General features: G+C 68.7%; 27 protein-coding genes. 5 read left to right on the top strand and 22 right to left on the bottom strand.

The window, feature by feature from the left end:
• The 7 genes from FM069_RS18625 to FM069_RS18595 all read right to left on the bottom strand — a co-directional run.
• A partial coding sequence (locus FM069_RS18625) for a hypothetical protein (protein ID WP_143489873.1) occupies positions 1 to 194 on the bottom strand: 194 nt, incomplete at its 3' end.
• 10 nt (positions 195 to 204) lie between these two features.
• Positions 205 to 1845 (bottom strand): ATP-dependent DNA ligase, encoded by a 1641-nt coding sequence (locus FM069_RS18620; RefSeq protein WP_143489872.1) that lies wholly within the window; start codon positions 1843 to 1845, stop codon positions 205 to 207.
• A complete protein-coding gene (locus tag FM069_RS18615; protein WP_143489871.1) occupies positions 1842 to 2927 on the bottom strand; it encodes a ligase-associated DNA damage response exonuclease in 1086 nt (361 codons plus the stop codon). The genes FM069_RS18620 and FM069_RS18615 overlap by 4 nt, the downstream gene beginning before the upstream one ends.
• Positions 2928 to 3082: 155 nt before the next feature.
• Positions 3083 to 5638, bottom strand: a complete 2556-nt coding sequence (locus tag FM069_RS18610; RefSeq protein WP_143489870.1) for a penicillin acylase family protein — start codon at positions 5636 to 5638, stop codon at positions 3083 to 3085.
• A gap of 85 nt (positions 5639 to 5723) precedes the next feature.
• The gene (locus FM069_RS18605; protein WP_143489869.1) at positions 5724 to 6374 is read right to left on the bottom strand and encodes a glutathione binding-like protein; all 651 of its coding nucleotides are present in this window, start codon (positions 6372 to 6374) and stop codon (positions 5724 to 5726) included.
• Positions 6375 to 6510: 136 nt separating this feature from the next.
• A complete protein-coding gene (locus FM069_RS18600) occupies positions 6511 to 6705 on the bottom strand; it encodes an SEC-C metal-binding domain-containing protein (protein ID WP_143489868.1) in 195 nt (64 codons plus the stop codon).
• Positions 6706 to 6709: 4 nt separating this feature from the next.
• Positions 6710 to 7207 (bottom strand): LEA type 2 family protein, encoded by a 498-nt coding sequence (locus tag FM069_RS18595; RefSeq protein ID WP_143489867.1) that lies wholly within the window; start codon positions 7205 to 7207, stop codon positions 6710 to 6712.
• 113 nt (positions 7208 to 7320) lie between these two features.
• On the opposite strand from FM069_RS18595, the gene FM069_RS18590 reads away from it, so the two are divergent.
• A complete protein-coding gene (locus FM069_RS18590; protein ID WP_143489866.1) occupies positions 7321 to 7887 on the top strand; it encodes a hypothetical protein in 567 nt (188 codons plus the stop codon).
• Between the two features lie 86 nt (positions 7888 to 7973).
• Here FM069_RS18590 and FM069_RS18585 read toward each other — a convergent pair whose 3' ends face one another.
• The 3 genes from FM069_RS18585 to FM069_RS18575 all read right to left on the bottom strand — a co-directional run bounded on the left by FM069_RS18585 (position 7974) and on the right by FM069_RS18575 (position 10197).
• Positions 7974 to 9080 (bottom strand): hypothetical protein, encoded by a 1107-nt coding sequence (locus FM069_RS18585; RefSeq protein WP_143489865.1) that lies wholly within the window; start codon positions 9078 to 9080, stop codon positions 7974 to 7976.
• Between the two features lie 147 nt (positions 9081 to 9227).
• A complete protein-coding gene (locus FM069_RS18580) occupies positions 9228 to 9698 on the bottom strand; it encodes a YchJ family protein (protein ID WP_143489864.1) in 471 nt (156 codons plus the stop codon).
• A 1-nt stretch (position 9699) separates the two neighbouring features.
• A complete protein-coding gene (locus FM069_RS18575; protein ID WP_143489863.1) occupies positions 9700 to 10197 on the bottom strand; it encodes a DUF6231 family protein in 498 nt (165 codons plus the stop codon).
• Between the two features lie 263 nt (positions 10198 to 10460).
• On the opposite strand from FM069_RS18575, the gene FM069_RS18570 reads away from it, so the two are divergent.
• Together FM069_RS18570 and arfB are read left to right on the top strand one after the other, a co-directional pair.
• A complete protein-coding gene (locus FM069_RS18570) occupies positions 10461 to 11177 on the top strand; it encodes an OmpA family protein (protein ID WP_143489862.1) in 717 nt (238 codons plus the stop codon).
• Between the two features lie 91 nt (positions 11178 to 11268).
• Positions 11269 to 11682 carry an alternative ribosome rescue aminoacyl-tRNA hydrolase ArfB gene (arfB, locus tag FM069_RS18565; protein ID WP_143489861.1) on the top strand — a complete coding sequence of 138 codons (414 nt, stop codon included), beginning with the start codon at positions 11269 to 11271 and terminating at the stop codon, positions 11680 to 11682.
• 264 nt (positions 11683 to 11946) lie between these two features.
• On the opposite strand, the gene FM069_RS18560 is transcribed toward arfB, so the two are convergent.
• From FM069_RS18560 to phhA, 3 genes are all read right to left on the bottom strand, one after another.
• Positions 11947 to 13146: an amino acid aminotransferase gene (locus FM069_RS18560; protein ID WP_143489860.1), complete on the bottom strand. Its 1200-nt coding sequence runs from the start codon at positions 13144 to 13146 to the stop codon at positions 11947 to 11949.
• Entirely contained in the window at positions 13143 to 13499 is a 357-nt protein-coding gene (locus FM069_RS18555; protein WP_143489859.1) for a 4a-hydroxytetrahydrobiopterin dehydratase, read from the bottom strand. The genes FM069_RS18560 and FM069_RS18555 overlap by 4 nt, the downstream gene beginning before the upstream one ends.
• Positions 13500 to 13578: 79 nt before the next feature.
• The gene (gene phhA / locus FM069_RS18550; RefSeq protein WP_143489858.1) at positions 13579 to 14364 is read right to left on the bottom strand and encodes a phenylalanine 4-monooxygenase; all 786 of its coding nucleotides are present in this window, start codon (positions 14362 to 14364) and stop codon (positions 13579 to 13581) included.
• Between the two features lie 270 nt (positions 14365 to 14634).
• Between phhA and FM069_RS18545 the strand changes: the two genes are divergently transcribed.
• On the top strand, positions 14635 to 16191 hold the full coding sequence (locus FM069_RS18545; RefSeq protein ID WP_143489857.1) for a sigma-54-dependent transcriptional regulator: 1557 nt from the start codon (positions 14635 to 14637) through the stop codon (positions 16189 to 16191).
• A gap of 230 nt (positions 16192 to 16421) precedes the next feature.
• On the opposite strand, the gene FM069_RS18540 is transcribed toward FM069_RS18545, so the two are convergent.
• Positions 16422 to 16883 (bottom strand): YehS family protein, encoded by a 462-nt coding sequence (locus tag FM069_RS18540; protein ID WP_143489856.1) that lies wholly within the window; start codon positions 16881 to 16883, stop codon positions 16422 to 16424.
• 93 nt (positions 16884 to 16976) lie between these two features.
• A complete protein-coding gene (locus FM069_RS18535) occupies positions 16977 to 17342 on the bottom strand; it encodes a DUF2892 domain-containing protein (RefSeq protein WP_143489855.1) in 366 nt (121 codons plus the stop codon).
• Between the two features lie 183 nt (positions 17343 to 17525).
• On the opposite strand from FM069_RS18535, the gene FM069_RS18530 reads away from it, so the two are divergent.
• A complete protein-coding gene (locus FM069_RS18530; protein WP_143489854.1) occupies positions 17526 to 17825 on the top strand; it encodes a hypothetical protein in 300 nt (99 codons plus the stop codon).
• A 28-nt stretch (positions 17826 to 17853) separates the two neighbouring features.
• Here FM069_RS18530 and FM069_RS18525 read toward each other — a convergent pair whose 3' ends face one another.
• From FM069_RS18525 to puuE, 7 genes are all read right to left on the bottom strand, one after another.
• Entirely contained in the window at positions 17854 to 19314 is a 1461-nt protein-coding gene (locus tag FM069_RS18525) for a nucleobase:cation symporter-2 family protein (RefSeq protein ID WP_143489853.1), read from the bottom strand.
• Between the two features lie 240 nt (positions 19315 to 19554).
• Positions 19555 to 20910, bottom strand: a complete 1356-nt coding sequence (locus tag FM069_RS18520) for a nucleobase:cation symporter-2 family protein (protein ID WP_143489852.1) — start codon at positions 20908 to 20910, stop codon at positions 19555 to 19557.
• Positions 20911 to 21215: 305 nt separating this feature from the next.
• Positions 21216 to 22409 (bottom strand): urate hydroxylase PuuD, encoded by a 1194-nt coding sequence (locus FM069_RS18515; protein ID WP_143489851.1) that lies wholly within the window; start codon positions 22407 to 22409, stop codon positions 21216 to 21218.
• 49 nt (positions 22410 to 22458) lie between these two features.
• Positions 22459 to 22962: an ureidoglycolate lyase gene (locus FM069_RS18510; protein ID WP_143489876.1), complete on the bottom strand. Its 504-nt coding sequence runs from the start codon at positions 22960 to 22962 to the stop codon at positions 22459 to 22461.
• A 73-nt stretch (positions 22963 to 23035) separates the two neighbouring features.
• Positions 23036 to 24031: an allantoicase gene (gene alc, locus FM069_RS18505; RefSeq protein ID WP_143489850.1), complete on the bottom strand. Its 996-nt coding sequence runs from the start codon at positions 24029 to 24031 to the stop codon at positions 23036 to 23038.
• A 36-nt stretch (positions 24032 to 24067) separates the two neighbouring features.
• Positions 24068 to 24583 (bottom strand): 2-oxo-4-hydroxy-4-carboxy-5-ureidoimidazoline decarboxylase, encoded by a 516-nt coding sequence (gene uraD, locus FM069_RS18500; RefSeq protein ID WP_143489849.1) that lies wholly within the window; start codon positions 24581 to 24583, stop codon positions 24068 to 24070.
• Positions 24580 to 25509 (bottom strand): allantoinase PuuE, encoded by a 930-nt coding sequence (puuE, locus tag FM069_RS18495; protein WP_143489848.1) that lies wholly within the window; start codon positions 25507 to 25509, stop codon positions 24580 to 24582. The genes uraD and puuE overlap by 4 nt, the downstream gene beginning before the upstream one ends.
• Between the last annotated feature and the right edge of the window lie 17 nt (positions 25510 to 25526).

Below are 25526 nucleotides of genomic sequence, written 5' to 3'. Positions count from 1 at the left end.
CCGCTGGCGGTGAGGGCCGGGGTCGGGCGGGCGAAACGGTTCAGGGCGGCGAACCACACCGCGTAGGTCTTGCCGGCGCCGGTGGTGGCGTGCAGCAGGCCGGACTCGCCGCGGGCGGTGGAGGCCCACACGCTCTTCTGGAAAGCGAAGGGTGTCCAGCCCCGGCGTGCGAACCAGGTGGAACCCAGGCTCATCGGCACCCGCTCACTGCAGCAGGTCCTGCAGCGTGGCCAGGGTGTCCGCGTCCTCCACCGTCTTGTCGTGGCGCCAGCGCAGCATCCGCGGGAAACGCACCGCCACCCCGCTCTTGTGGCGCTTGGACAGGGCAATGCCCTCGAAGCCCAGTTCGAACACCAGGGTCGGGGTGACGCTGCGCACCGGGCCGAATTTTTCCACCGTGGTCTTGCGGATCACCGCGTCCACCTGGCGCATTTCCTCGTCGGTCAGGCCGGAATAGGCCTTGGCGAAGGGCACCAGGGTGCGCTCGGAGGCGCCGGGCTCGGCGTCCCATACGGCAAAGGTGAAGTCGGTGTACAGGCTGGCCCGGCGGCCATGGCCGCGCTGGGCGTAGATCAGCACCGCATCGACGCTGAAGGGGTCGATCTTCCATTTCCACCAGACCCCCATGTCCTTGGTCCGGCCGACGCCGTAGAGGGCATCCCGGGCCTTGAGCATCATGCCCTCCACCCCGAGGCTGCGGGAAGCCTCGCGCTGGGCGGCGAGGTCCTGCCAGTCGCGCCCGGTGAGGGTCGGGGACAGCTGCAGCAACGGGCTCGGCGAGCGCGCCAGCAGCGCTTCCAGGGCGCTGCGGCGGGCGTGCTGGGGCTGGCTGCGCCAGTCCTCGCCCGCCTGCTCCAGAAGGTCGTAGGCCAGCATCCGCACCGGCACGTCTTCCAGCAGCTTGCGGCTCAGGGTCTTGCGGCCGATGCGCTGTTGCAGCAGGGCGAACGGCTGCACCCGGTCGTCCTTCCACACCACCAGTTCGCCGTCAATCACCGTGCCGTCCGGCAACTGCTCCGCCAGCGCGTGCAGCTCAGGAAAGCGGTCGGTGACCAGCTCCTCGCCCCGGGACCAGATCCACAGCGCGCCGTCGCGTTTCACCAGCTGGGCGCGGATGCCGTCCCATTTCCATTCCACCAGCCAGTTCTCCACCGGCCCCAGCAACGCCTCGAACTGCTCGTGGGGCGCCTGCAGGGCATGGGCGAGGAAGAACGGGTAGGGTTGGCCGCCGCGCTCGGCGTGCTCGCGGTCGGATTCCTCGGCCACCAGCCGGCGGTAGCCGGCGGCGCTGGGGCGGTGGGACAGGTCGGTGTAGCCTACCAGGCGCTGGGCCACCCGTTTCGGGTCGAGCCCGGCCAGGCTGGCCAGGGCGCGGGTCACCAGCAGCTTGGAGACGCCCACGCGGAAGGCGCCGGTGATCAACTTGATGCAGACCATCAGGCTCTGCCGGTCGAGCCGGCTCCACAGCGCCGGCAGCCGCGCCGCGAGTTCCTCCGGCGGCAGGCCGCGCAGGGGCAGCAGGTAGTCCTCCACCCAGGTGGCGAGCCCTTCTTCGGAGCTGTGGTGGCTTTCCGGGAGCAGCAGGGCGATGGTCTCGGCCAGATCACCGACGGCCTGGTAGCTTTCCTCGAACAGCCATTCGGGCAGGTGCCCTGCCGTCATGGCCTGCTCCCGCAGCAGGCGGGTCGGCACCAGCTGGCGCGGGCGACCACCGGCCAGAAAGTACACCGCCCAGGCGGCATCCTCGGCGCTGGCGTCGCGAAAGTAGTCCTGCATGGCCTGCAGCTTGGCGTTGCTGGACGTGGTGGCGTCGAGGCGGCCGTAGAGGTCGGCGAAGGCCTTCATGGGCCTTCCTCCCGGGGTTCGGGGTCGGCTCCGGGCTGGTTAGCCCCGGGCAGGTCAGCCCCGGGCTGGTCTGCCCCGGGCAGGTCGTCGCTGTCGTCCTCGTCGCCGTATTCGGTGGTGAAGCCCTGGGCGTCCAGGCCCTGCTCGCGCAGGTAGCGCACCAGCACGTTCACCGAGCCATGGGTGACCATGACCCGCTCTGCGCCGGTCTGCTCGATGGCCCACAGCAGGCCGGGCCAGTCGGCGTGGTCGGAGAGCACGAACCCACGGTCGACGCCGCGCCGGCGGCGGGTCCCGCGCAGCATCATCCAGCCGCTGGCGAAGCCGTCGGAATACTCGCCGAAGCGGCGCATCCAGGTGCTGCCGGCGGCGGAGGGCGGGGCCAGCACCAGGGCCTGGCGCAGCAGCGGGTCGCTCTTCTTGAAGTCGCCGGCGTAGTGGGTCTCGGGAATGCGGATGCCGCCCTCGCGGTAGACCCGGTTCAGCGGTTCCACCGCACCGTGCACGAGGATCGGGCCGATGCGGTCGTCGATCCCGTGGAGAATGCGCTGGGCCTTGCCGAAGGAGTAGGCGAACAGCACGCTGGCGCGCCCCTCCGCCTGGTTCTGCCGCCACCAGTCGTCGATCCCGGCGAAGATCTCCGCTTGGGGGCGCCAGCGGTAGATGGGCAGGCCGAAGGTAGACTCGGTGATGAAGGTGTGGCAGCGCACCGGCTCGAAGGGCGCGCAGGTGCCGTCGGCCTCCACCTTGTAGTCGCCGGAGGCCACCCACACCTCGCCGCGGTATTCCAGGCGCACCTGGGCGGAGCCCAGCACGTGGCCGGCGGGGTGGAAGCTCAGCTTGACCCCGTGGTGGTCGAGGGTGGCGCCGTAGGGCAGCGTCTGCAGGTCGATGTCCTGGCCCAGGCGCGAGCGCAGGATGCCCTCGCCGGGAGCCGCGGCCAGGTAGCGGGCGTTGCCCCAGCGCGCGTGGTCGCCGTGGCCGTGGGTGATGACCGAGCGTTCCACCGGTCGCCAGGGGTCGATGTAGAAATCGCCGGGCGGGCAGTACAGGCCTTCGGGACGGGCAATCACCAGGTCCATAGGGGCGCCGAAACAGGGGACATGCAGGTATGAGCCCGCGGGCGGCGCCTTAGTTCGGCCTACCTGCGGCGGGCGCGCGCCGGTGGCCGGAGAAGCCCCCGAGGACGGTGCAGGGGCACCCGTTGCGGATGCCCCTGGTGGCGGGCGGTTCCCCGTCAGCGGGTACCGGGTACCAGGATCAGCCGCGTAGTGCCGTAGACCGAGTCGAGGTGTTCCGCTTTGAACGGGAAGCTCATGTAGCGACCCTTGAGCCACGCCTGGATGCCATCGGCATAGTGGGCGCTCGCCGGGTTGCCGGACTGGCCCGAGCTGTTCAGGCCGAGCATCGGCTCGTCGCGGCTGAAGTCCACCACGAGGCGCATGGCCGGGATCAGCCAGGTGTTGGCATTGGCCGCGCCCCAGTGGTACGCGGCCACGTTGAGGGTGTCGTGGTCGCCGCCGGCCGGATAAGGCCCGCGGTCCAGGTAGTCCCGGAGGGCCTGGATGCCGGCCCGCTGGGTGGCGCCCAGGTGCGGCGCCAGGCGGGTGCTGTCCGAGGCCCAGGTGTAGGTGTGCAGCGCGCCCCATTGCCAGGCGCTGCGCGAATTGCCCAGGTCGCGCTCCAGAGTCTCGATGGCGGCCGCCAGGCTGCGCGCCAGGATCGTCGGCTTGTCTTCCTTCTGCGGCGTGCGCAGGTCATCCCAGAACGGGCTGTCGGCGCGGCCCAGCAGGTGGTCGGCCTGGGCCGAGTAGGACAGGTCGGCGGTGGCCACCAACGCTTGCCAGCTGGTGCTGTCCTCGGGGCCCAGTTCGTCGAGGAAGGTCTGCCGCGCGCTCTCCCGGAGGAAGGTGCTGTAGATGGCCGCGTCCGCCGAGGTGGGCGCCAGCTTGCCGTCGAACGCCAGCAGCCGGCGCAGGGCTTCCCGGGCCTTGCCCTGGCGCTCCGCCGGCAGGCGGGCGATGGCCTGTTCCAGGGGCTGGGCCATGGCCGGGTCGCGGAACATCGCCTTGAGCTTGTCGGCGAACAGGGTGGTCTGGTCGTACTGCATGGCGATCATGCTGGCGCTGTCGTGCTTGCCGGCGCCCGCCAGCTGGGCGATGCGCTCGGCGCGCTCGGGGTAGTACCAGGAGTTGGACAGCTGCACCCCGTAGCCGCCGTTGACGGTGCGCTGGTTCGCCGTGCCCAGCCAGCCCTGGGGCGGGTCCTGGTCGTAGGGGTGGAGCATCGGGTCGGCATAGCCGTCCCAGTCGTAGCGGCTTTCCCAGCCGGGGGAGGGCAGCAGCCCCTTGCCTTCGCGGCGGTTGGGGTAGCGCCCGGTCACCTGCCAGGCGATGTGGTCGGCATCGGCGTAGACCATGTTCAGGCCGATGGCGCGGATGTCCCGGGTGATGGCATTGGCCCGCTCCACCGACTGCGCGCGGGACAGGTCGAAAAACGCGTCGAGGGTCTTGTCGCCTTCCAGGGATGGGGTCTGCAGGGCGATGCCCAGGCCGCTCTTCAGGGCCACCGGCTGCAGCGGGTGCTTGCGTTCGCCCAGCACCTCGTTGAGCAGCGGGCCGTGGCGGGTTTCCAGGAAAGTCTCGCGAATCGGCCGCTCGCCCTTGACGAAGAAGGTCTCGTGGCGCTCGGTGGTGGGCAGCCACTTGCCGTCCGCCAGGTAGTAGACCCGTTCGCCCTGGCGCTTGAGTTTCTCCAGGAACAGGTCCTGGTTGTCGGCCATGACCATGGTCATGCCCCAGGCCAGCTTGCCGTTGAAGCCGGCGACGATGGCCGGCACGCCCGCCAGGCTCACCCCGGCGGCCTGGAATTTCGGCGAGCGCAGCTGCACGTAGTTCCACACCGAGGGCATCGACAGCGGCAGGTGGGTGTCGTTGGCCAACAGGCTCTTGCCGTTGCGGCTGCGGGCCGGTGCGATGGCCCAGTTGTTGGAGGCGGCGATACCCAGGCCGTTGAGCCGCGCCACCTGGCCGGCCACCTCGTCCAGGGCGGCCAGGCCGGGCACGCCCCCGGGGCCGCCGGCCAGGTCGAGGCCCTTGAGCTTGGCCGCTTCCTCCACCGGCAGCGGTTCGTCCGGGTAGGTGGGGAACAGCCAGGGCAGCTTGTCGGCCCCCACCTTCTGCGCCATCACCAGGGAGGCCAGCTCTTCCTGCAGGTTGGTGGAGAGGGCGAAGTTCATCAGGCAGAACACCATCACCGAGTCTTCCGGCTTCCAGTACGGCGGCCGGTAGCCGGCCTCGGCCAGGTCCATGGGCAGCTTGTCGCGGTAACGGTAGAGGTAGGCGTTGACGCCCCGGGCGTAGACCTCGAAGAACTGTTTCAGGCGGGGTGAGGCGCTGCGGTAGAGGGCCTCGGCGTCCTTCTTCAGGTTCACCGCGCGCATGAAACGGTCGATGTCCAGCACGCCAGGCCCGGCCATTTCCGCCAGGCGCCCCTCGGCCATCAGGCGCATGCCCACCATCTGGCTGAGGCGGTCGCTGGCATGGACATAGCCCAGGGTGAACAGGGCGTCGTAGAAGGTGCTGGTCTCGATCAGCGGCATGCCCAGGGCATTGCGCCGGACCACCGCGTTCTGCGCCAGCCCCTGGATGCGAAAGGTGCCCCGGTCGGGGGCGACGCTGGCGGCGTGGCGGTCGTCCATGAGGGACTGGCACCCGCTGAGGGCGATGGCGCCGCCGAGGAGGGCGGCGCCGGCGAAACGGGGAAGGCAGCGCACGAGGACGGGCCGGACCATGCTACGGAATCTCCTGGAGAAGCGGGCGGCGGAGGGAGCGCGCTACGTTAGTCAGCCCCCGTGCGCCGCGCAAGCGCCCGCCGCGTCACTTCTTCGCGGCGTCGGGGTTGATCCGCTCCACCAGGGCGTAGGCCCGCTGCGTGGCCGGGCGCGCCTTGACCGCCTCGAACCAGCGGCGCAGGGCGGGGAAGTCGTCGAGGTTCTGCGACTGCCAGGCGTGGGGGACGATCCACGGGTAGATGGCCATGTCGGCGATGCTGTACTGGTCGCCGGCGACGAACGCCCGGTCCGCCAGGCGCTTGTCCAGCACCCCATACAGGCGGGCCGTCTCGTCCACGTAGCGGGTGATAGCGTAGGGGATCTTTTCCTTGGCGAACTTGCTGAAGTGGTGGTTCTGCCCGGCCATCGGGCCCAACCCGCCCATCTGCCAGAACAACCATTGCAGTGCCTCCTGGCGACCGCGCAGGTCGTGGGGCAGGAACTGCCCGGTCTTCTCCGCGAGGTACAAGAGGATCGCGCCGGACTCGAACACGCTCAACGGCTCGCCGCTATCGCGGGGCTCGTGGTCGACGATGGCGGGGATCTTGTTGTTGGGGGAGATCTTCAGGAAATCCGGCTGGAACTGCTCGTCCCGGGTGATGTTGATCGGGTGGACGCGGTAGGGCAGGCCGCTCTCTTCCAGGAACAGGCTGATTTTGTGGCCGTTGGGCGTGGTCCAGTAGTACAGGTCGATCATCGGGGTCTCCACAGGCTGGGGCATCGCGTGCGGGTGCCGCGGTGCGTCTTGGGAGTGACCCGGAGGGCGCCGCCGGAGTTCAGCGGCGCGGCCTCCACGCCGGCGGATCGCGGCCGGCGCCGCGGGCCTCAGGGGTTCAGCGGGCGCAGCACTTCTTGAATTTCTGGCCACTGCCGCAAGGGCAGGGGTCGTTGCGGCCCACGTCCTTCAGCGGGTTGCGGGTCGGCTCCAGGGGGCCGTGGTTGCAATGCGGGCCGTGCACGTGGCCGTGATCGTGGTGGTCATGATCGTGGTCGCAGTCGGGGCCGTGCACGTGGGGGGTGGTGCTCATGGAATCACTCCGGGATGAAAGAGCCGGGGATTATCTCGCCATCGCGTTGCAGGCGCACGTCCTTGCCGAACAGCATGCCGGTGCGCACCTCGCCCTGCAGGCGGTAGCGGACCGGCTCGTCCGGTTTCTCCAGGAGCTTGACGATGTAGCGGATGTGCCGCCAGAGGTTGGTGTGCACCGGCACGTCGAAGGTGTAGTGGCCGTTGGCGGGCACGCTGAACCAGCGGTTGGATTCGCCGGAGGCCAGCAGGATGTCGTTGAGGTAGACGGTGTAGTCCAGGCCGCGCACCGGCAGGCTGACATCGTTGGGATTGTCGATGCGGAAGCGCAGGAGGAATTCCTGCTCCACCAGCCGGGCCTTCACCACGTCGACCTTGAGCAGCCGCACGTCAGGCCGGACGAACGACCCGGTGAACCAGGTGGAGCAACCGGAGAGGGCGGAAAAGGTGCCCAACAGCATGAATAGGCCGAGAATTCTTATGATTTGCGCCTGGAAAAGCATGCCAATACTCCGAACGAGGCCTCAGTGTAACAATCAACCGCAGCGCTGCAACGTGTTGTGGGGTGAAAAAAACCTGCGCCATACTGGGCGCCGATTCGGACAGGAGTGTGACCATGAGCCGTTACGAGATCGCCTTTTCCGGGCAGTTGGTACCCGGTGCGCAACCGGAGGCGGTGCAGGCCAATCTCGCCCGCCTGTTCCAGGCCGATGCGCAGCGCATAGCCTTGCTGTTTTCCGGGCGGCGCGTCGTGATCAAGAGCAATCTGGATGCCGCGGCCGCGGAAAAGTACCGGGCGACCCTGGAACGCGCCGGGGCGCGGGTCGAGGTGGTCGACCTGGACGGGCCGCTGATCGAGGAAGTGGAGCTGGCGCCGCCGCCGGCCGAAACCCCCGCCGAGGCCCCGGTCCAGGCGCGTCCCGCCCAGGCGTCCGGCGCGACGCGCCCGCTAGTGGTGAAGCCGCGGGACGAGTACATGGCGGCCTTCGCCGACGTGGAGGCGCCGGACTTCGGCATCGCCCCTGTGGGCGAGGACCTGCAGGACGCCAAGGCGGAGGTGCGCGCCCCGGCCCTGGACCTCTCCGGCCTGAGCCTGGCGCCCCTGGGCAGCGACATGGGCCAGGCGAAGGCCGCCCCCAGCGCGCCGCCGCCGGACATTTCCCACCTGAAGCTGCAGGAGTGATCGCGTTTCCATACGCTCGATCGATTCGTCCGTCCCTGAACCCCTGGCCCGCTGGTTTTCCAGCGGGCCATTTCGTATCGCCTCCCTCAGCTAGCGGTGCATTTCGCCTTGGCCTGGTCGGGGCTGAGGGTGCGCACGCGGGTGTAGAACAGCTCGCAGCTCTGCACCTTGTCCGTCACCTGCCATTTCTGCGTGCAATCGCCCAGCACCTGGCCCGCGTCGCTCTCGGGGCGCTGGCCCATGCCGGCCTGCCAGCAGGCGGCGGTGAGGTCCTGGCCCATCACCTTGAGGCCCGCGGCGTCGGCCTTCTGCTGGTCGCCATCGTAGGTTTCCGGGTCGGCCGCGTACCAGATGTAGCTGGGGTGGTTGGCGCCCAGCACGGGGACCTGCTTGCCGGGGGCGGGGCTGATCTGCGCCAGGCCCAGGACGTTCACCGTGGCGCCGTACTGCTGCTTGAGCCAGCTGCGCACCGGGCTGCCGAAGGCCACCATGGGCAGGCTCGCGCCGTTCTTGCCGCGGGTGAGCTGGCTGACCATCTGCTTCTGGTAGTCGGTGAAGTAGCCATACACCCCTTCCAGGTCGCCGCCGGCGGAAGCGGGGGCGGCGATCGGGGCGATGTCGATGATGGTCTGGAAGCCCGGCGTCCGCTCGGTCGGCACGCCGTTCAGGGTGAGCAGGTCGGCCCAGCGGTCGGTGGTCTTGGATTCCAGGTAGTCCTGGGCCTGGGTCAGGGAATAGTCCGGCGGGAAGTGCAGCAGCTCGATGCTCTGGCGGTTCTCCAGGGCCATGCCCAGGGGCAGGAAAAAGTACCAGCTGTACTGCCACTTGTGGTCGCCGTTGAGCCGCGAGGCGCCCTGGTAGGCCAGGTCGCCTGCCTGCAGCAGTTCGGTCAGCGGCTTGCCGTAATCCGCCGGCACGCCGGTGAAGGTGGCGTACAGGCCGTTGGCGTCGCTGCCCACCTTCACCTGGGCGCTGCTGTAGCCATCCCGGGCCAGGCTCTGCCCCAGGTAGTGCTCCACGGTCTGCTCCAGGGTCCAGTCGCGGTAGCAGATCACGCTGCAGTTGTTGGGGTAGGCGAACAGCCGGGTGACCCGGTCGCGGTCCCCCAGGCTGACCTGGAGGTCGGCGGCCTGGAGGCTGCCGGCGAAGGCCAGGCCGGCGAGCAGGGCGGCGAAGGGCGGGGATCGATGCATGAGCGTCTCCTGTTTGGTGAACACGCCCGACCGCTGTCGGGCGTTACCCCACCGGTGCCGAGGGGCGGGCGGGCCGCGTCAGTCCCGACGCGACGGGTCGCGCGCACGACCGGAGGGGCTCCTAACACTCAAGCAGGGTTTCGCCGTTTAGAAAAAGCCGGCGCAGCATTTCTTGAATTTCTGCCCGCCGCTGCAGGGGCACGGGTCGTTGCGCCCGGCCCGCAGCGGCACGCTGGGGTCGAGGAAATACCAGCGGCCGCCGCTCTGCACGAAGGCGGAGCGCTCGCGGTGGGCGTGCTCGCCCTGTTCGTCGTGCCAGCGGGCGACGAAGGTGACGAAGGCATGCTCGGGCTTGCCGCCCAGCAGCTCGTGGCCTTCCACCTCCAGGCCGAGCCAGGTGCTGACCGCGCTCCAGGCGGCGATGGCCTCGCGGTCGAGGCCGTCGCGCTGGGCCGGCAGGGTGGTCTCCACCAGGTAATCCACCAGGCCCAGGACGTAGGCGCTGTAGCGCGAGCGCATCAGCGCCTCGGCGCAGCCCGCCGGCTGGCCCGCGTGCAGGCGGCCGCAGCAGAGGTCCAGCGGGTCGCCGCTGGTGCAGGGACAACTCGGTGCGTTCATCTCACCACCAGTATTTGCCGAAGTTTTCCGGGTTGGCCCAGAACTTGGCGTTGAGCCAGTCCGGGGCCTGCTTGTAGTCCAGCAGGTCGTACGTGAACAGGTGCAGCACCTGGTCGTCGCGGCGGAATCGCTCGCTGGCCTGCAGGGCCAGGGCGTAGAAATCGGTTTCCTGCCAGTCGCAGGCCTCCAGGTCCACCAGCACCGCCAGGCGACTGGCGTTGAGGTTGCGGATGCCGCCCAGCAGTTCCAGGCCGGTGCGTTTGGGCAGGTGTTCCAGGCAGTCGGCCAGCAGCGCCAGGTCGAAGCGCTGGGCGGCCAGCGCGGCTGGTAGCAGGCCGGGTTCGGCGCGGTCGATCCGGCAGTCCCCGTGGGCTTCGCCGAACGCCTGCACCGCCGGCAGCTCGCTGGCACCCACCTGCAGCAGGTGGGTCGGCGCATAGCGGTCCAGCAGCGCGGCCAGGGCCTGCTGGGGCGTGCGGGGCGAGAAGCTGTCAATCATCTTGAACCTCGATGTAAAACCCGCGGACTAATTTCTCGACCCCATATGGCACAGGGCCAGTCAGCCTGCGCCTGGCGGCAGCTCGGCTCTTCCGGAGCCGATTACCGTGTCGGTACGGGGCCGATGGCGCAAGTATGGACGACCGGGAGTCGGTGGTGCGGTGGCGGACGCGGGGGAACCTGCCCCGGCCCGGGCGCCGCACGCCGGAGTCGTCCTGCCGCGCCGGGGGCCGCGCCGCCGATCCTACCAAGGAGACTCCAACAATGAACATGTTGCGAAACGCAGTACCGCTGGTGTTGATGACTGGTTTCCTGACCGGCTGCGCCGGTCTGCAGAAGAGCGACTGGCCCACCTGTGCGGCCGTGGGGGGCGCCGGCGGTGCGGCGCTGGGCGCCATCGAGAGCACGGCCTGGGCCGGCGGCGGCGCGCTGTACGGCGGCGCCATGGCGGCGGCGTACTGCTGGGTCCACGGCGATGGCGACTCCGACGGCGACGGCGTGCCGGACAGCCGCGACAAGTGCCCGGACACCCCGCCCCACACCCAGGTCGACGCGACCGGTTGCCCGCTGGCGCCGCCGCCCGCTCCGGAGCCGGTGTCCGCGCCCGAGCCGGTGCAGCCGGTGGTGATGAAGGAAGAGACCATCGTCGTCCACGACCTGCTGTTCGGTTTCGACTCCGCCAAGCTGGCGCCCCAGGACCGCACCAAGCTGGACGAAGTGGCGGGCCGCCTGCGCAACGAAGCGCCGGAAGCGCGCATGACCATCACCGGTCACACCGACAGCGTCGGCAGCGATGCCTACAACCAGAAACTGTCGGAGCGTCGCGCCCTGTCGGTGGCGGACTATCTGATCTCCAGCGGCATCCCGAAAGGCAGCATCGCCAGCGTCAGCGGCGCCGGCGAGCGCAAGCCGGTGGCCGACAACGGCAGCGAGGACGGTCGTGCCCAGAACCGTCGGGTGGAAATCCTCATCCGTCGCTGAGCGATCCGCGGCGCCTCCGGGCGCCGCGTTTCCACGGGTCGTCAGGGGCCGCCTCCGCGGTTATCCTGCCGGCCCGTTCCGGTAATCCGCCATGCTCGTCATCTCCCCCAGCGTCCAGATCCCCGACGAAGAGGTCGAACTGACCGCCATCCGCGCCCAGGGCGCCGGCGGGCAGAACGTTAACAAGGTCTCCAGCGCTCTGCACCTGCGTTTCGACATCCGCGCCTCGTCCCTGCCGGCGTTCCACAAGGAGCGATTACTGGCGCTGAAGGACAGCCGGGTGACCCGCGAAGGCATCGTGGTGATCAAGGCCCAGCGCCACCGGACCCAGGAGCAGAACCGCGCCGATGCCCTGGAACGGCTGGTGGCGTTGATCCAGGAGGCGGTGCGGGTCGAGGCGCCGCGGCGACCGACGCGACCCACCCAGGGCTCCAAGCGCCGCCGCCTGGAAGGCAAGGCCCACCGCGGGGCGATCAAGGCTGCCCGCGGCAAGGTGGAGTTCTAGGTCTCCGTCGATATGGCACCGGCGAAGAGGCTTCAGGACGCGCTTCGGATCGCTCGTCCATCGTTCGTCGCTTCGTTTTCTTTCTAGCCAGCCACGCCGGCGACGTTCTGGAAATACGCATGCATGCATCGTCTCCAGGTGAACGCGGCGTCTTGTCGAGGCCTGCCCACGGTCGCTCTGTTTTTGCTCGGTTGCGCCCGAACGCCGAATCTTGCGCAAAAAAAACCGGCCTCGAGGGCCGGCGAAGGAGGGTTCGTCAACGGGTCAGGCGCAGACCCTGGCGATGGCCTGGGCCAGGTCGCCCAGGCGGGCTTCGTCCAGGCCGGCGACGTTGGCGCGGCCGCTGCTCACCATGTACACGCTGTGGTCCTGGCGCAGGCGCGCCACCTGCTCGGCGCTCATCCCGGTGTAGGAGAACATCCCGCGCTGCCGGCCCACGTGGGCGAAGCGCTCGGCCAGGCCGAAGGGCTGCAACGCTTCCACCAGCCCGCTCCGCAGGGCCGCGACGCGGCGGCGCATGCCGTCCAGTTCCTCGACCCACAGGCCGCGCAGGGCCGCGTCGGAGAGGATCGTCGCCACCACCGCGGCGCCATGGGCCGGCGGCGTCGACCACAGGTTGCGGGCCAGGAACGCCAGCTGGCTGCGGACGTCCTGCAGCCGCTCCGGGTCGTCGCAACGGACCAGCAACGCGCCGGTGCGCTCGCGGTAGAGGCCGAAGTTCTTCGAGCAGGAGCTGGTGACCAGCAGTTCCGGCAGCGCCTCGGCGAACAGCCGCACCGCCCAGGCATCGTCCTCCAGCCCGTCGCCGAAGCCCTGGTAGGCGAAGTCCAGCAGCGGCAGCAGCTCCCGGGCGCGCACCACCTCCAGCACCCGGCGCCAGTCGTCCTGGCCCAGGTCGAAGCCGGTGGGGTTGTGACAGCAGGCGTGCAGCAGCACCACGTCGCCGTGGGGAATCCGCTCCAGGGCCGCCAGCATGGCGTCCACGTCCAGGCGGTTGTCGCCATCCACGTAGGGGTAATGGTTCACCTGCAGGCCGACGGCGGCGAACAGGGTCTCGTGGATCGGCCAGGTGGGGTCGCTGAGCCAGATGCCGCGGCCCGGCAGGCTGCGAGCGATGAACTCGCCCGCCAGGCGCAGGGCACCGGTGCCGCCCGGGGTCTGGGTCGCGCCGGCGAGGCCGGCCCCCAGCAGCGCGGCATCCTCGCCGAACACCAGGGCCAGCAGGCGCTCGCCGAACAACGGGTCACCATGGCCGCCGGTGTAGGTCTTGGTGGTCTCCCGCTGCAGCAGCAGGCGTTCGGCTTCCTTCACCGCACGGGGGATCGGCGTGAGGCCCTGGGAATCCTTGTAGACCCCCACGCCCAGGTCGATCTTGACCGGGTTGGGGTCGACCCGGAAGGCGTCCATCAGGCCGAGGATCGGGTCGCCGGGAATCCGGGCGACGCCGCCGAAATGCCGGCTCATTTGCGGCCCTCGGCGGTGGCGGCGACCTCGTCAGTACGGGCGGCCATGATCAGGTCGTTGCGGTGCAGGCCCTTGATGGAGTGGCTCCACCAGGTGACGGTGACCTTGCCCCACTCGGTGAGCAGGCCCGGGTGGTGGCCCTCGTCCTCGGCGATGGCGCCCACCGCGTTGGTGAAGGCCAGGGCGTGCTTGAAGTTCTTGAAGGCGTAGACCCGCTCCAGCTGCATGATGCCGTCGCGGACTTCGATGTTCCAATCCGGGATCTGCTTGATCAGCACCGCCAGTTCTTCGTCGGAGATCTTCGGCGCGTCGGCGCGGCAGGCTTCGCAGTGGGCTTGGTTGAGGGCGGACATGGGGACTCCTGATTCGGGCGGGGCGCATCGACGCCCCATGACGGACCCCGCCCGGAGGGCGGGGACGGGAACGGGGCGGTCAGGCCGCCTTGGGCGGAAAACGCGGGGCGTGCAGGCCGAGCTGCATGGCCTGGCGCACCAGCGCCATGATGTCTTCGTGGGCCAGTTCGAACAGGCGCTTGAGTTCCGGCAGCACGAAGTAGATCGGCTGCAGGATATCGATGCGATACGGCGTGCGCATCGCCTCCAGCGGGTCGAATGCCTGGTGCACCGGCTCGTCGGACAGGCTGTAGACCGTTTCCTTGGGCGAGGAGAGGATGCCGCCGCCGTAGATGCGCTGGCCCTGGGCGGTTTCCACCAGGCCGAACTCGATGGTCATCCAGTACAGCCGCGCCAGGTACACCCGCTCTTCCTTGGTGGCCTGCAGGCCCAGCTTGCCGTAGGTGTGGGTGAACTCGGCGAACCAGCGGTTGGTGAGCAGGGGGCAGTGGCCGAAGATTTCGTGGAAGATGTCCGGTTCCTGGAGGTAGTCCAGTTCTTCCGGGGTCCGGATGAAGGTGGCCACCGGGAATTGCTGGCTGGCCAGCAATTCGAAGAAGGTCTGGAAGGGGATCAGCGCCGGTACCCGGGCGACGCGCCAGCCGGTGGTGGCCTGCAGCACGCGGTTGACTTCGTCCAGCTGGGGGATGCGGTCATGGGGCAGGCCAAGCTGCTCGACGCCATCCAGGTACTCCTGGCAGGCGCGGCCCTCGATGACTTTCATCTGCCGGGTGATAAGGGTGTTCCAGACCCGGTGCTCGGTTTCCGGGTAGTCGATGAAGCCGTTCTCGTCGGGCTGGCGAGCCACGTATTGCGTGGTTTTCATGAGGCCTCCTGCACGGTCGCAATGCCGCAGCGCGTTGTTGTTGTTGCCGCTATGGTTGCCAGGCCATTCGCGGAATTCCAAGCGGACGGCGCGACGCTGGTTTGTCCTGGTGGGCTGCAATTCGTAAAAAAAACATTACGAATGCGTGAACAGTACGGCGGCCCGCCTTGCTGGTGAGTCAATTCGTCACATATTCTTGACGAAAAAGCGGCGCGCCACGCAAAAAAATGGACCCGACGCGCTCTACGACGACCTGCCGAGCCTGCCCCGATGCGTATCAAAGTTCATTGCCAGAACCGTGTGGGCATCCTGCGCGACATCCTCAACCTGCTGGTGGACTACGGGATCAACGTGGCTCGCGGCGAGGTGGGGGGCGAGCAGGGCAACGCCATCTACCTGCATTGCCCCAACCTCATCAACCTGCAGTTCCAGGCCCTGCGGCCCAAGCTGGAAACCATCCCCGGCGTGTTCGGGGTCAAGCGGGTCGGCCTGATGCCCAGCGAGCGGCGCCACCTGGAGCTGAACGCCCTGCTAGGGGCACTGGACTTCCCGGTGCTGTCCATCGACATGGGGGGCTCCATCGTCGCCGCCAACCGTTCCGCCGCCCAGTTGCTGGGGGTGCGGGTGGATGAGGTCCCGGGCATCCCGCTGTCGCGCTACGCCGAGGACTTCGACCTGCCGGAGCTGGTACGCGCCAACAAGGCGCGGATCAACGGCCTGCGGGTCAAGGTGAAGGGGGACGTGTTCCTCGCCGACATCGCCCCGCTGCAGTCCGAGCACGACGAGAGCGAGGCCCTGGCGGGTGCGGTATTGACGCTGCACCGCGCCGACCGTGTGGGCGAGCGCATCTACAACGTGCGCAAGCAGGAGCTGCGGGGGTTCGACAGCATCTTCCAGAGCTCCCGGGTGATGGCTGCGGTGGTGCGCGAGGCGCGGCGCATGGCGCCGCTGGACGCGCCCTTGCTGATCGAAGGGGAGACCGGTACCGGCAAGGAGCTGCTGGCCCGCGCCTGCCACCTGGCCAGCCCCCGCGGCCAGTCGCCGTTCATGGCCCTGAATTGCGCGGGGTTGCCCGAATCCATGGCCGAGACCGAGCTGTTCGGCTACGGCCCCGGGGCCTTCGAGGGCGCGCGGCCCGAGGGCAAGCTGGGGCTGCTGGAGCTGACCGCCGGCGGCACCCTGTTCCTCGACGGGGTCGGCGAAATGAGCCCGCGCCTGCAGGCCAAGCTGCTGCGCTTCCTGCAGGATGGCTGCTTCCGCCGGGTGGGCAGCGACGAAGAGGTGTACCTGGACGTGCGGGTGATCTGCGCGACCCAGGTGGACCTCTCCGAACTCTGTGCTCGGGGCGAATTCCGTCAGGACCTCTACCATCGGCTCAACGTGCTGTCTCTGCATATTCCGCCGCTGCGGGAATGCCTGGACGGTCTGCCGCCCCTGGTGGACCACTTCCTCGACCAGGCCAGCCGGCAGATCGGGTGCCCGCTGCCCACGCCCACGCCCCAGGCCCTGGAGCGTCTCGCCCGCTACCACTGGCCGGGCAACGTGAGGCAACTGGAAAACGTGCTGTTCCAGGCGGTTTCCCTCAGCGACAGCGGCACGGTGAAGTCGGAGCATATCCGCCTGCCGGACTACGGCGCGCCGCAGCCTTTGGGGGATTTCTCCCTGGACGGCGACCTGGACGTCATCGTCGGCCGCTTCGAAAAAGCGGTGCTGGAGCGCCTGTATGCCGACCACCCCAGCAGCCGCCAACTGGGCAAGCGCCTGGGGGTGTCCCACACCACCATCGCCAACAAGCTGCGCCAGCACGGAGTCGGCAAGGGCGAATGAGCCCGGGGGACGCCGGTCGCGGCGAAACCGATTATTCATCCGGTCGTAGAGCGTCCCGCTCAGGGGCTAAGACCTTGGTGGAATGGCGAGGGCGAGTGGGGCGGGGTAAAAAGGCCGGGTCTGCGTGATTCCAGACACAAGCGTTCGACATTCCTCCCGGAATGAATTGGGTGGGCGGCCAGATGAGCCGCCCTTTTTTTGTCCGGAGAAAAGGAAAGGCGTGGAGGGGTTCAGCCGCGCTCGCGCAGGGTGAGCCCTTTGAGGAAATGGCGCAGGACCTGGTCGCCGCACTCGCGGTAGTTCTTGTGCCCCTTCTTGCGGAACAGGGCATTCAGCTCCGGCTTGTTCATGGGCAAACCGGCGGATTCGAGGATCTCGTGCATGTCCTCGTCCTTCAGTTCGAAGGCCACCCGCAGTTTCTTCATCACCGTGTTGTTGCTCACCGGCAACTCCAACGGGTGGGGCGGACGGCTGCGGTCGCGGCCGCGCTTCTGGTAGATCAGCCCATCCAGCACATGGCCGAGGGTCTCGTCGTCGCACCGCTCGTACCCGGGCTGGTCCTCCTGGCGCAGGTAGGCGCTCATCTGCGCCTCGCTGATAGGGTGATCGGAGAGGGCGGCAATCTCAGCCAGTTGGGCATCGCTGACATTCAACAGGTAACGCACGCTACGCAGTACATCGTTATGAGTCATGGCATCTCTCATGCTGATGCGCCGAAAGGCGCCCGGCGGCTGGGCGTCGTCTGAACCGGGCGGCCGGCCCGCTCAACGCGGGCCGGCGTCGGTTCAGGAGCCGGAAACCGAGTCCTTGACCGCTTCCTTCACCACGGCCTTGGCGCTGCTGCCCACGGCCTTGGCGTCGTTGCGCAGCTTCGCCAAGTCGCGACCGGCGTCGTTCAGTTTCTCGCGCAGCTCACCGGCTTCGTCGCGGGCCTGGACCAGGAAGGCCTTGGCCTTGCAGTGGCCAGAAAAGCCGCGGGTCAGGGCCATGCCGCCCATGCCCAGTTGCAGCAGACCGCCCACGCCGCCGCGGGAAAGGCCCTTGCCGATCAGGATCAGGCCGCCAGCGATGGAGGCGGCGCGCTCCCAACCGTGCAGATGGCCCGGGGCTTCGACATCGTGGCGGTCCTGCTGGGAAGTCAAGGTAGTCATCGGTGCTCTCCTGAAGTGGGGGTGACCTAGAAAGTGACTACCGGGGCGCCGGGCTGTTCAGCCGGAAATCGCAGATTTTCGATATCCGGCGCTGCCGACGAAGGGCGCGCGCTTTCGCCGCAACCAACCCGCGGGCTGCGTTGCCCAAGGGATAGTGCGTGTCCCCAACGGGAGGATCTGCGGATGAACAAGGTTTCGATCGGCCTGTTGGCCCTGTGCCTGGCGGGTACGGCGCTGGCGGCGGAGTCCCCGGCCTGGCTGCAACCGCGCAGCGGCCCCGGCTCGCCTGGGACGGCCACGCCCCAGGCTCCCGCGCAGCCACCGGCACCGACGCCGCCCCGCACCCCCAGCGGCAACCCGCCGCTGCTGCGCAACGGCGGTGGCCCACCGGCGGCCACGCCCGAGCGGCCCGCCTCTCAGCCGGCAACCGGGATTCCCGCCGACAACCGCTCCCCCACGCCGCCCACGCCGTCCAGCGACTGAGCTCGAGCCATCGCCCGGGGCGGGCTAGCTAATGGCTGGCGTTGCCCACCGGACGGGCTGGCGGTACTGCGTCGGCGTGGGCCTCCGGGTCCTGCAACACTTCCAGGATCGAGGCTTCCGGCTCGAACGGGTGCTCGCCGTCGTCGGGGTCTTCAGGCAGGAAAATGTTCAGCAAAATCGCGCTGAAGGCGCCGACGGTGATCGGCGATTCCAGGATGTTGTGCAGCGCCGGCGGCAGGCTGGCCAGCACTTCCGGCACCGCCGCCACGCCCAGCCCGAGGCCCAGGGAGATGGCGGTCACCAGCATGTTGCGCCGGTGCAGGCCGGCCTCGGCGAGGATTTTGATCCCGGCCACTGCCACGGTGCCGAACATGATCAGGGTAGCCCCGCCCAGCACCGGCTTGGGCATCAACTGCAGCACTGCGCCGATCATCGGGAACAGCCCCAGCAGCACCAGGATCGCGGCGATGAAATAGGCCACGTAGCGGCTGGCCACGCCGGTGAGCTGGATGACCCCGTTGTTCTGGGCGAAGGTCACCATGGGCAGGCTGTTGAACATCGCCGCCATGGCCGAGTTGAGGCCATCGGCCAGCAGCCCGGAGCGGATGCGCTTGACGTACAGCGGGCCGCTCACCGGCTGGCGGGAGATCATGGAATTGGCGGTGAGGTCGCCGGCGGCCTCCAGGGGTGTCACCAGGAAGATCACCGCGATGGGCACGAAGGCCAGCCAGTCGAAGGAAAAGCCGTACTTGAAGGGGATCGGGAGGCTCACCGCGGGCACCTGGGGCAGGGCGGCGAAATCCACCTTGCCCAGCAGCCAGGCGGCGACGAAGCCGACCCCCAGGCCGATGACGATGGCGCCCAGGCGCAGCAGCGGCCGGTCGAAGCGGTTGAGCACCACAATGGTCAGCAGCACCAGGGCGGCCAGGCCCAGGTTCAGGGGGGCGCCCAGGTCCGGCGCGCCGAAGCCGCCGGCCATGTCCATCACCGCCACCTTGATCAGCGACAGGCCCATGAGGGTGATGATGGTCCCGGTCACCACCGGGGTGATCAGCTTGCGCAGCTTGCCGACGCACTGGCTGAACAGCACCTCGACGAAGGCTGCGCAGAAGCACACGCCGAACAGGGTGGACAGGATCTCGTCGGTGCCGCCGCCGCGGTTCTTCACCATGAAGCCCGCGCTGAGCACCACGCTGAGGAAGGCGAAGCTGGTGCCCTGCAGGCACAGCAGCCCGGCGCCGATGGGGCCGAAGCGCCGTGCCTGGACGAAGGTGCCGAGCCCGGAGACGAACAGCGCCATGCTCACCAGGTAGGGCACCTCGCTCTGCAGGCCGAGGGCGCCGCCGACGATCAGGGTAGGGGTGATGATCCCGACGAAACTGGCCAGGACGTGCTGCAGGGCAGCGAAGAGGGCCGCGCTGAAATGGGGCCGGTCTTCCAGGCCGTAGATCAGTTCGGAGGGGCGTGAGAACGCGTCGGGTGCACTCATGGATCGTAGCCTGCCTGTTCTTGTTGTCGGTCGTGGGCTGGGAGGTAGGCGAACTACTGCCTACCTCGGGAAGGAACGGCGTCCGCCTGGACTATCGGTGCTGTAGACGGTCTTCATGACAATCGCTTCTCCAGGTTGTGTACAACGCATCGCCTGCTCGTTCCGGAAGAACCTGCCCGCCGCGACGGAGGCGCGGATTGTCCCTGCTCGGGGCGCTCCGCGCCAGCGCGACGGGCTCGCTCACCCTTCTGAATGGGCGCCGCAGGGGGTGGCCCGGCCCTTCTCCGCGAAGATGTTGAACAGCAGGTTCAACGCCATGGCGCTGAGGGTGGCCAGGGCGATGCCGCTGTGGGTGATGGGCTCCAGCCAGTGGGGCAGGTGGGCGAGGAAGTCCGGCCGCACCACCGGTGCCATGCCGACCCCCAGGCTGACCGCCACCAGCAGCTGGTTGCGGCGGTCGCCGATGTCCGCCTCCTGGAGGATGCGAATGCCCGTGGCCGCCACCATGCCGAACATGGCGATGCCGGCGCCGCCCAGCACCGCCGGCGGGATCGAGGCCACCAGGTAGGCGGCCTTGGGCAGCAGGCTGAGGGCCACCAGGAGCAGCCCGGCGACCACCGTGACGAAGCGGCTGCGCACGCCGGTCATCTGCACCAGGCCGATGTTCTGGGCGAACGAGGAATGGGTGAAGGTGTTGAAGAAGCCGGCGACGAACGATGCACCGGCGTCGCACAGCAAACCACGGCGCAGGTCCCGGGCGGACACCGGGCGCTCGGTGATGCTGCCCAGGGCGAGGAACATCCCCGAGGACTCCACGAAGATGATCACCACCACCAGGCACATGGACAGTACCGGCGCCAAGCTGAAGGTGGGCAGGCCGAAGTGCAGCGGCTCCACCACCCGCACCCAGGGCGCCGCGTCCAGGCCGGACAGGTCCACCATGCCCAGCAGCCCGGCCATGCCGTAGCCCAGGGCCATGCCCACCAGCACCGCCACGTTGACCCAGAAGCCGCGCAGGAAGCGGTTCACCAGCAGGATGGTGATCAGCACCAGGGCCGCCAGGGCCAGGTGGTGCAGGGCGCCGAAGGCTGGCGTGCCGCTGCCGCCGCCGGCCCAGTTCACCGCCACCGGGAACAGGGTGAGGCCGATGGCGGTGATGGCGGTGCCGGTCACCAGAGGTGGGAAGAAGCGGGTGATGCGGCACATGAACGGGGCGATCAGCATGCCGAAGAAGCCGGCGGCGATGGTGGCGCCGAAGATGCCCTGCAGGCCGACCCCGGGCATCCCGGCCATGGCCACCATGCTGCCCACGGCGGCGAAGCTGGCGCCCATCATGATCGGCATGCGGATGCCCAGGGGGCCGATGCCGAGGGATTGCACCAAGGTCGCGAGGCCCGCCACCAGCAGGTCGGCGTTGATCAGGAAGGCCGTTTCCTCGCGGGACAGGTGGGCGGCCTGGCCGATGATCAGCGGCACCGCCACAGCGCCACCGTACATCAGCAGGACATGCTGGAAACCGACCAGCAGCAGGTGCAGCAGGGAGGGACAGCGTTCGGGGAGCGGTGGGGCGGCGGAACGGTCGCTGGGCTGGGGCATGCGGCACCTCGTTTTCTTATTGTCGGCCGGCTGGCTTCCTGCCGGCGCCCGGCTGCCCGGGATCGGCTCCAGCAGGCGGCCTGCCGGTTATACCGAGGACTTGTGCGCCATTCAATGTATTTTTGTATACATAAAGATCGTCTCTTTGGTTGCTTATTTCGTGCCATTCGGTACCCAGATAGAGCGGCCGGGCGGTCGTTTCCGGCACCCGTGGGCCGCTCACCGGCTCACCCTGGGCGCGGCCGGCTGGATACACGGGCATGAAAAAGCCCGCGCGGGGCGGGCTTCGTCGAAGGCAATGGGCGTCAGTCGAGCTTGGCGCCGCCGGCGATCCAGTGACCCAGCAGATCGCGTTCCTGCTGGGTCATCTGGGTGATGTTGCCCAGGGGCATGATGGGGTTGGTGACCGCCTGGGCCTGGATCTTCGGCGCCAGCTGCTGGATCTGCTGCGGCGTGTCGAACATCACGCCGGCCGGCGCGCTGGCGAACAGCGGGCTGGTGGGCGTGGCGGAATGGCAGACGCTGCAGCGCTCGTGGATCACCGTCTGCACCTGGGCGAACTCGCTCACCGCGGGGGCCTGTGCGCGGGCGGCGGGCGCCGCGGCCTTGTCCGCACCGGTGACGAACGCCAGGCTGACCATCCCCAGGGCCGCCAGGGGCAGGACCCAGGCGAACTTCTGGCTGTGGTGGCGGGTGTTGAAGTAATGCCGCACCAGCACCGCGATCACCGCCAGGGCGGCGAGAATCAGCCAGTTGTGGGGGCTGCCGTAGCTGCTGGGGAAGTGGTTGCTGATCATGATGAACAGCACCGGCAGAGTGAAGTAGTTGTTGTGCCGCGAGCGCAGCAGGCCCTTGGCCGGCAGGGCCGGGTCCGGCACGCGGTTCTCCTCGATGGCGCGGACCAGGGCGCGCTGGGCCGGCATGATGATGCGGAACACGTTGCCCACCATGATGGTGCCGATCAGGGCGCCGACGTGGATGTACGCGGCGCGCCCGCTGAACACCCGGCTGAAGCCCCAGGCGGCGGCGACGATCAGCAGGAACAGCACCGCGCCCAGGAGGGCCGGGCGCTTGCCCAGGGGCGAATCGCAGAGCAGGTCGTAGACCAGCCAGCCCACCACCAGGGAACCCAGGCCGATGCCCACGGCGGCGGCGGGGGACAGCTCGCTGCCCGGGGCGATCAGGTACAGCTGCGGGTTCAGGTAGTACACCACCAGCAGCAGGGCGAAGCCCGACAGCCAGGTGCTGTAGGCCTCCCATTTGAACCAGTGCAGCGTCTCCGGCATCTTCGGCGGCGCCAGCTTGTACTTCTCCAGGTGGTAGATGCCGCCGCCATGGATCGCCCAGAGGTCGCCGGAGAGCCCGTCCCGTGGGTTGCGCCGGTCCAGGTTGTTTTCCAGCCAGACGAAATAGAAGGAAGCGCCGATCCAGGCCACGCCGGCGATCATGTGGATCCAGCGGATGCTCAGGTTCAGCCACTCGGTCAGGTGTGCGTCCACGGTGTCTTACCTCTTGTCCCGGGGCCGGCACGTCGGCCCCGGATCGTTCTTATCGGTGGGGATCGAGGAGGAGCAGCTCGTCCTCGGTGAAGAAATGCTCGTCGCAGTTGTTGCCGGCGCCGGTGCGGTCGACCACCAGGAAGTCGTCGGGGCCTTCCAGGGCCAGAACCGGGTGGTGCCAGACGCCGCGCCGGTAGTTGACGCCCTGCCGGCCATCGCTGAGGAACGCCCGCACCCGGTCAGGCGCGGGCCGCTCGCCCACCGGTGCCACCACGATCAGGAACGGCCGCCCCAGCAGGGGCATGAACGCCTGGCTGCCCAGGGGGTGGCGTTCCAGCATGCGCACCGTCAGTGGCATCGCCAGGGCATCGGCGCGGAAGATGCTGAGGATCGCGCGATCGTCCGGGTCGCTGGTCTCGACGCTGGCCAGGCGGTGGTAACGGCGGGTCGAGCCGTTGTTGATCATGAAGAAATCGCTGCCGTCGGTTTCCAGCACCTCGCCGAAGGGGGCGAAGGCAGCCTTGGTCAGTGGTTCGAGGGTCAGGGTGCGCATCACGGGCGGCTCCAGTTGGGAAGGGCGCGCTGCCGGCCGGGCGATGGACGCCGGCCGGCACGCGACGGGGCCGTCACTTCGCCGGCTTGCCGAACAGCCGCAGGCGGCTGACGCCGCCGTCGGGGAAGACGTTCAGGCGCATGTGGGTAATCGGCCCGAGGCGGGCGATCTGCTCGGCGAAGGTGTGCTCCTGGTGCATGGAGAGCTTCTGACTCGGCAGCAGTTCGCGCCAGAACAGGCTCTGGGTCTCGATCTGGGCATCGGTGCCGCCCTTCACGTAGGCCGCCTGGATCGAGCAGCTGTCCGGGTAGTTGCCCTTGAAGTGCAGGGTGTCGACGACGATCCGCTCGATCTCCCCGGGGTGGCCCAGGGCGACGATCACCCAGTCGTTGCCGGGGGTGCGGCGGCGGGCGGTTTCCCAGCCGTCGCCCATGTTCTCGCCACGGCCCGGGTTGAGGATGTTGCCCATGCGCCCGAAGTGCTCGTCGGAGCAGGCCAGGGCGCGGCCGCCATTGAGGGCCGCCGCCAGGTCCAGGGTCTCGCCGGAATCGATCGCGGACCAGTCCCGGTAGGGGATGCCGTAGACCCGCAGACGGGCGACGCCGCCGTCGGGGTAGATGTTGAAGCGCAGGTGGGTCCAGGGACGGTCGTCGGCCAGGGCGTGGTAGTGGTGGCTGTCGCCCTGCAGCGCCACGGCCGGCAGCACCTCGGTCCACTCGGTGGCGTCGGTGGGATCGCCCTCGGCGAGGAAGCACGCCTCCAGGGACGCGGAGGGCGGGTAGTTGCCGGTGAAATGGCGGGTGTCGATGTCGACCCCTTTGATCGAGCCCGGCACGCCCAGGCGGATCACCGTGTGGTCATAGCCTTCGAAGCGCTTGCGGCGCGACTCCCAGCCGTCCATCCACTTGCCATTGTCGTCGTACACGCCTTCCTTCCAGACCGGCTCGCCGGGTTGCAGCATCCGGTCCACGGCGGCGAACCAGTCGTCGCTGACCGACAGGGCGCGGGTACCCAGGCGGGCATCGGCGAGGTTGACGTATTTCTCGAAAGGCGCGGCGTAGGTTCTCATTGTTCTTCCTGCTGGTTGGGCGGGGTGCGTCTCGTCTTACAGGGCGTGCAGACGGAACAGCGCGATGCGGTTGATCTCGGCCAGGGCGCGGTGGAATTCCTGCTCCGGCGAATGGTGGATGCGGGTCTCGAAGGCGGCGAGGATCTGGTGTCGGTCGCTGCCCTTCACCGCCATGATGAAGGGGAAGCCGAAGCGCTCCTTGTAGGCGGCGTTGAGGCGGGTGAAGCGCTCGAACTCCTCCGGGATGCAATCCTGGATGCCGGCGCCGGCCTGCTCGGCGGTGGAGGAAGCGGTCAGCTCGCCGCGCACCGCAGCCTTGCCGGCCAGGTCCGGGTGAGCGTTGATCAGCGCCAGTTGTTCGTCGTGGCCGGCCTCCAGCAGCACCTCGGACAGCCGCTGGTGCAGGCCGTCGATCTCGTCGTGGCGCGCGTCCAGGCCACGGTCGAAGGCCCGCTCGGCCACCCAGGGCGAGTGCTCGTAGATGTCGGCGAAGGCCTCGACGAACGCCGCGCGGTCCAGCTGCGACGGGGTCAGGGTCTGGAAACGGCTCATGGGTGGGTCTCCTGGAACGGGTGGGTGGCGTGCCAGTGGCGGGCGATGTCCACCCGGCGGGCGAACCACACCTTCTCGTGGCCCTTGGCGTAGTCGAGGAAGCGCTGCAGGGCCAGCAGCCGGGCCGGCCGGCCCAGCAGCCGGCAGTGCATGCCGATGGAGAGCATCTTCGGCGCGCCGGCCTCGCCCTCGGCGTAGAGCACGTCGAAGGCGTCCTTCAGGTAGCGGTAGAAATCCTCGCCGCAGTTGAAACCCTGGACCTGGGTGAAGCGCATGTCGTTGGTGTCCAGGGTGTAGGGGATCACCAGGTGCGGCTTCTCCGGCGTGCTGGCCGGGTCCCAGTAGGGCAGGTCGTCGTCGTAGGTGTCCGAGTCGTAGAGGAAGCCGCCTTCCTCGCGTACCAGACGCCGACTGTTGGGTCCGGTGCGGCCGGTGTACCAGCCCAGGGGCCGTTCGCCGGCGAGGTCGGTGAGAATGCGGATCGCCTCCTGCAGGTGGGCACGCTCCAGGGCCTCGTCCACGTACTGGTAGTCGATCCAGCGGTAGCCGTGGCTGCAGATCTCGTGACCGTCCTTGACCATGGCACGGATCACCTCGGGGTGGCGCTGGGCGGCCATGGCCACGGCGAAGACAGTCAGCGGGATGTCGTAGTGGCGGAACAGGCGCAGCAGGCGCCAGACCCCGGCGCGGCTGCCGTATTCGTAGAGGGATTCCATGCTCATGTGACGCACGCCCTTGAGCGGCTGAGCGGCGACCATTTCCGAGAGGAAGGACTCGGACTCCAGGTCGTCGTGGAGGACGTTGCGTTCGCCGCCTTCCTCGTAGTTGAGGACGAAGGACAGCGCCAGGCGCGCGTCGCCCGGCCAGTGGGGGTGCGGCGGATGCTCGCCGTAGCCGATCAGGTCGCGGGGGTAGTCAGCGCTCACTCACGAATTCCTCATGG

The organism is Pseudomonas mangiferae, from assembly GCF_007109405.1.
Lineage (GTDB): Bacteria > Pseudomonadota > Gammaproteobacteria > Pseudomonadales > Pseudomonadaceae > Pseudomonas_T > Pseudomonas_T mangiferae.
Note: the sequence above shows the minus strand (reverse complement) of the source record. Positions and strands in the feature narration are given on the sequence as shown.

Coding starts and splice junctions, on each gene's coding strand:
- FM069_RS18620 (WP_143489872.1), bottom strand. CDS start 1,845: ATGAAGGCCTTCGCCGACCTCTACGGCCGCCTCGACGCCACCACGTCC.
- FM069_RS18615 (WP_143489871.1), bottom strand. CDS start 2,927: ATGGACCTGGTGATTGCCCGTCCCGAAGGCCTGTACTGCCCGCCCGGC.
- FM069_RS18610 (WP_143489870.1), bottom strand. CDS start 5,638: ATGGTCCGGCCCGTCCTCGTGCGCTGCCTTCCCCGTTTCGCCGGCGCC.
- FM069_RS18605 (WP_143489869.1), bottom strand. CDS start 6,374: ATGATCGACCTGTACTACTGGACCACGCCCAACGGCCACAAAATCAGC.
- FM069_RS18600 (WP_143489868.1), bottom strand. CDS start 6,705: ATGAGCACCACCCCCCACGTGCACGGCCCCGACTGCGACCACGATCAT.
- FM069_RS18595 (WP_143489867.1), bottom strand. CDS start 7,207: ATGCTTTTCCAGGCGCAAATCATAAGAATTCTCGGCCTATTCATGCTG.
- FM069_RS18590 (WP_143489866.1), top strand. CDS start 7,321: ATGAGCCGTTACGAGATCGCCTTTTCCGGGCAGTTGGTACCCGGTGCG.
- FM069_RS18585 (WP_143489865.1), bottom strand. CDS start 9,080: ATGCATCGATCCCCGCCCTTCGCCGCCCTGCTCGCCGGCCTGGCCTTC.
- FM069_RS18580 (WP_143489864.1), bottom strand. CDS start 9,698: ATGAACGCACCGAGTTGTCCCTGCACCAGCGGCGACCCGCTGGACCTC.
- FM069_RS18575 (WP_143489863.1), bottom strand. CDS start 10,197: ATGATTGACAGCTTCTCGCCCCGCACGCCCCAGCAGGCCCTGGCCGCG.
- FM069_RS18570 (WP_143489862.1), top strand. CDS start 10,461: ATGAACATGTTGCGAAACGCAGTACCGCTGGTGTTGATGACTGGTTTC.
- arfB (WP_143489861.1), top strand. CDS start 11,269: ATGCTCGTCATCTCCCCCAGCGTCCAGATCCCCGACGAAGAGGTCGAA.
- FM069_RS18560 (WP_143489860.1), bottom strand. CDS start 13,146: ATGAGCCGGCATTTCGGCGGCGTCGCCCGGATTCCCGGCGACCCGATC.
- FM069_RS18555 (WP_143489859.1), bottom strand. CDS start 13,499: ATGTCCGCCCTCAACCAAGCCCACTGCGAAGCCTGCCGCGCCGACGCG.
- phhA (WP_143489858.1), bottom strand. CDS start 14,364: ATGAAAACCACGCAATACGTGGCTCGCCAGCCCGACGAGAACGGCTTC.
- FM069_RS18545 (WP_143489857.1), top strand. CDS start 14,635: ATGCGTATCAAAGTTCATTGCCAGAACCGTGTGGGCATCCTGCGCGAC.
- FM069_RS18540 (WP_143489856.1), bottom strand. CDS start 16,883: ATGACTCATAACGATGTACTGCGTAGCGTGCGTTACCTGTTGAATGTC.
- FM069_RS18535 (WP_143489855.1), bottom strand. CDS start 17,342: ATGACTACCTTGACTTCCCAGCAGGACCGCCACGATGTCGAAGCCCCG.
- FM069_RS18530 (WP_143489854.1), top strand. CDS start 17,526: ATGAACAAGGTTTCGATCGGCCTGTTGGCCCTGTGCCTGGCGGGTACG.
- FM069_RS18525 (WP_143489853.1), bottom strand. CDS start 19,314: ATGAGTGCACCCGACGCGTTCTCACGCCCCTCCGAACTGATCTACGGC.
- FM069_RS18520 (WP_143489852.1), bottom strand. CDS start 20,910: ATGCCCCAGCCCAGCGACCGTTCCGCCGCCCCACCGCTCCCCGAACGC.
- FM069_RS18510 (WP_143489876.1), bottom strand. CDS start 22,962: ATGCGCACCCTGACCCTCGAACCACTGACCAAGGCTGCCTTCGCCCCC.
- alc (WP_143489850.1), bottom strand. CDS start 24,031: ATGAGAACCTACGCCGCGCCTTTCGAGAAATACGTCAACCTCGCCGAT.
- uraD (WP_143489849.1), bottom strand. CDS start 24,583: ATGAGCCGTTTCCAGACCCTGACCCCGTCGCAGCTGGACCGCGCGGCG.